This is a genomic window from Agaribacter flavus, from assembly GCF_042646125.1.
GTDB classification, from domain to species: domain Bacteria; phylum Pseudomonadota; class Gammaproteobacteria; order Enterobacterales; family Alteromonadaceae; genus Glaciecola; species Glaciecola flavus.
In genome coordinates, this window is sequence record NZ_JBHRSW010000032.1 from 1 (window position 1) to 4163 (window position 4163).

Sequence of the window (4163 nt, forward strand, 5' to 3'; positions counted from 1 at the left end):
TAAGTGCAGCAGTCCATCTTCGTCTTCTAGCGGTAAATCCAAAAAAGCACTGTTTGCATCTCGTTCAATTAGAGAAGAAAGATCTCCTTGGGCGCTTTCCAGGCTTTCTGAAATGTCCTGATATAATTTATTAAACTGTATTGCTTGTTCCATGTTTACCAATTATTCCCATTTTATTCTTTTGTTAATTCTCATTAGTCGTATTTACATAATGCTGCTTAAGCAAATCAACCATCTCATTCTTATGTTTTGCTATTTTTTCTTCATCCCAAGAATCTTCCCCCATAAGGGTAAATATATGTTTTAGCTTCAAAGAGTCATACGTTTTTTTAGATTCGAAATCTATTCTTTTCTTTGCAACACCTTGATTACTGTATGAAGAATTCTGACTAACGTTCAATAAAGCCAAATTTCCAAAACTATCTAAATAACCGTCTTCAAGCTTATTCTCATATTCTTCTTTTTGAGGGTGAACATGCTCAACTGAATTACGTGAAATTATTCGATACTGCTTGTACTTTTTACTTTCATGCTCAAAAAAATACTTGCCCCGATGTTTCCATAATAGATATTCAAGTTTTTGAAACCAGTAATGCTTGAACTTAACACCACGGTTTTTATTAAAATATGATTCTATTAATACCGTTGGAGGTGGTTGTATTTGTTGAACTGAAGAATAATCAATTAAGATATAGCTATAAGATTTCTGAGAATGTAATTTACTAACTGTTTCTAGCGATAGTAAGTTTTCAAAGTATTCAAGTTTATTTAGTACTTGTTCATAAGAAGCATCTACCTTATTAATTAACCAAGCTAAATACGGTGACAACCAATATTGGCTCTTTCTATCTGATGTAAAATAGCTCACCATTTGTAGCATTGATAAAGAGGAGTGCTCTTTGACAGTACGATTAAAGTAATAGCTATTTCCTGATTTATGCGGAGATTCAGATATATCGCTTAATAATAAATGCTTGTCTTCTTCACCTGCATTTTCAACCCATTTAATAACCCAACGGTCAAATGCAAACCTAACCCTCCACAAGCATCTAATAAATTTTTTTATGCCTTCCCCATCATCATTTTTCGTTATTAATGGGTTAAAAAGCTTTAATAAATTTTCAGGTTCAACTCCTATATTCCCAGTACTAGGGTCGAATGTTTTAACGTAAATCCGATATGTATGCATCAATAATTGGGAAAAGCTAATAATAGAAGTACAGTACACCTCTGATTGCTCATCATCTTGATTACTCTCTTGGACGTTACTACTAACAATCGGGGGATTTTCTTTAAAACCGGTTTCAAGCTTTGATTGATTAACTATTTCAGCAATAGATAAACCTCGGTCTATATTAATATTAGCCTTTTCACTAATATCTTTATCTTCGTCCAGTTTTAGCTTAAATTTTGATGCATCGAATTTAGCGAAATCACTGGCTTTCAAATGATTCCATTCAGTTTTAGTGAAGACTTGACGAACATTACGTTCAAAATAGTTGTTCATATTCTCGCAAGCTTGCCAAATTGCGTTATATGTAACCTTATCTTCGGTGATTTTTTTAAACAGAAGAGATTTTAGAATATCAACCTGCTCTAACTGAACACCTGAGTTGTTCATAGTTGCAAACAACTGGTTTAAATCTGTTGAACGAGGGATTTGATTGTTCACCAGTCGCATTTTGTTATAAACATAATTAGCGAACTTTTGTTGCTCGCAATTATTTTCCGTGTCTAAATTTTTACCTATTTTACAGACTTTACAACCTTCAGCATGGGGAATTTGGTCAAGTAGGTTTTCAAAGGTAGCCAAGCCACCTGCAAGCCTTCTCAAATATGGGTTACTTTCTACCTCAACTTCACCCGGGAACTTATTATCATATTCTGTAAGTCCAGCCATATGACCAAGATAAGCTTCAACTTGATCGCGAATATTAAAAACTAAGCGTAATTTTTTAATTGTTTTTTTTGTTTTATTGCCCCTAGGTTCGCTATCTTGGCAATTTGATTCTGAGCAAATCAAACGAGTTAACTCGGTATCAATAGCTTTTTTCTTGCAAGCCAATGCTAGTAACATCAAAGTAGTTGTTCTTTGCTGTCCATCAATTAATTCCAAAGTACCATTAGTACGTCTAGATGTTAAAATAGTACCAACGTAATAATGCGGTAAATCTTTTCGGTAAGCGTTATACAAATCGTCAAAAAGGCATTTAATCGCTTCATCCCCCCATACATAGGGACGCTGATAACTGGGTATAGAAAATAAAGTGTTATCTTCAACCAACTGGGCTGGAGTTCTAACTGATGACGTTACGTTTTCAAATATTGACATTAACGTACTTCCTCTACTTTATTTACCTTATTTTTTATACCTTTCACTAACGCTTTATCATAATCACTATGAACCTTTTTACGATCCAAAGAGCTGATATCAAAATAGTCTTCAACTCGACTAATGAAGCCCCCTTTTGCTCCGTTTCCTTCTGTATTCGCATTATCGCTTTGATAAGAAAATTGACTTAGTGAATCAATTAACTGGGCGTGATTAAAACTTAACATAATCGTATCAAATAGGTGGTTATCTCTAACAAAAGCTTGAATAGTTATTTCTTTTACCGCTTTCTTATTCGCTAAACGTGGAGAATAGACGGCCCTAAATAGCCATAAAGACGCTTCAAACAACTGCGATAAGCCAAACTGGCACACATATAAAAGTAAAGCACAATCAAATAGTCGTTTTAAATAAACTGTGCCATAAGTGTCTTGAATTACGTTATGAGAATAGAAGTCATTAAAATCAGCTTGGTTTGGAATATTATTGTTTTTTATCAAAAGCGTATTTTTCAAATTAGAGAAATACGTTAAGTAATCAATAGTATTAACTCCTGAGTTTAACGGTTGACGCATAGCGTAACCAGACTCAGGCATATTCATTATCCAACCGGAGTTTTGCTTTATGTGCATAACGTTTCGATATGCAATATTATCTTGCAGCTTACTATGACAATTTTCGGCTAATTCTCTTACAATTTCTTTTTTGATTTGAACGGGCTCATTATGCAGTGGTATTTTTTTAAAATTAAATGCCTGCCAATATCTTACTTTCATAACAGCATCTAACAAAGGTGATAGCTCACCTAGACTTTCCCATTGCTTCGCATAAGCATCCTGTACTTCAGTTGGTGTTGACCTTAAATGATGAGCTTTAATTATATCTGCGCCACTTAATCTCACCCCTCCCGTATTCTGAGTTTCAAAAAAACGGTATGCATCATCTTCAGAATCAGTTACAACAAGCGTCACGTTAATATTTTCAAAGTTAATCAGTTGTTGTAACTGACTAAAACCTTCATCATACTGCTCTACAACCCACTCATCTAAGTAAGCAATATTTTTAGCAATTTGTTGCTGAGAACTCGGCGCTAAGTAAGTTATTTCGGGTTGTGATTTACACTTTAGCCAGTAAGCTAATAATGCTAACGATGTTAGACGTTGCTGACCGTCAATCACATTTAAACGCTTATGAGGGTATCCATCAATTATCTTTATTTCTTGATGAAAAATAATACTGCCCAGGTAATAGTTATGATGATTTTTTTTTGATTCTTGGGAATGTTCTGAGTTAACTTCACCAAAATAATCAAGCAAGTCTTCTAATAGTTTACACAACTCTTTTGACTGCCAAGTATAAGGCCTTTGATATTCAGGTATCGTTATCGTTCCCTCAATTTCACCTTGGTCAGAATCAATAGGCTTGCCCGAAAAGAGATCTGAAACTAAACAGCTTGCTACTTTTAACGAATTGACACTTCTTTCATCTAAGTCCATTAATTAATTCCATTACTAAACCTAACCTAATTTGAATGTAGACAAGTCCCGACTCGCCTACATTCAGAACCAACTTAAAGGTGCGTCGAGAATGTATCAAAGTTGTCGGCTTTCACAAACTTAGCTGGGTTATCTAACTCTTTGCCGTTAAGATCTTTTCTTAAGGCTTTAAAGTGTTCAATACCACAGTTTATTTTGGCTTGTTCAGACGCTCTAATATCATCAGAGAATATGCTCGATTTTGTTTCTACAACAAAATAAAGTTGCTCAGAGTATAAGATGGATTAACACTATTTACTACCCTCTGTGACAGCTGACTTTAAGGCTTTTTTGAT

3 protein-coding genes are annotated in these 4163 nt (G+C 34.4%); all 3 read right to left on the minus strand.

The window, feature by feature from the left end; all coding sequences use genetic code 11:
* Positions 1-184 precede the first annotated feature (184 nt).
* The gene (locus ACFOHL_RS14395; RefSeq protein ID WP_376920941.1) at positions 185-2332 is read right to left on the minus strand and encodes a DUF262 domain-containing protein; all 2148 of its coding nucleotides are present in this window, start codon (positions 2330-2332) and stop codon (positions 185-187) included.
* The gene (locus tag ACFOHL_RS14400) at positions 2332-3828 is read right to left on the minus strand and encodes a DUF262 domain-containing protein (RefSeq protein ID WP_376920942.1); all 1497 of its coding nucleotides are present in this window, start codon (positions 3826-3828) and stop codon (positions 2332-2334) included. The genes ACFOHL_RS14395 and ACFOHL_RS14400 overlap by 1 nt, the downstream gene beginning before the upstream one ends.
* Before the next feature lie 74 nt (positions 3829-3902).
* Positions 3903-4109: a restriction endonuclease gene (locus ACFOHL_RS14405; protein WP_376920943.1), complete on the minus strand. Its 207-nt coding sequence runs from the start codon at positions 4107-4109 to the stop codon at positions 3903-3905.
* Between the last annotated feature and the right edge of the window lie 54 nt (positions 4110-4163).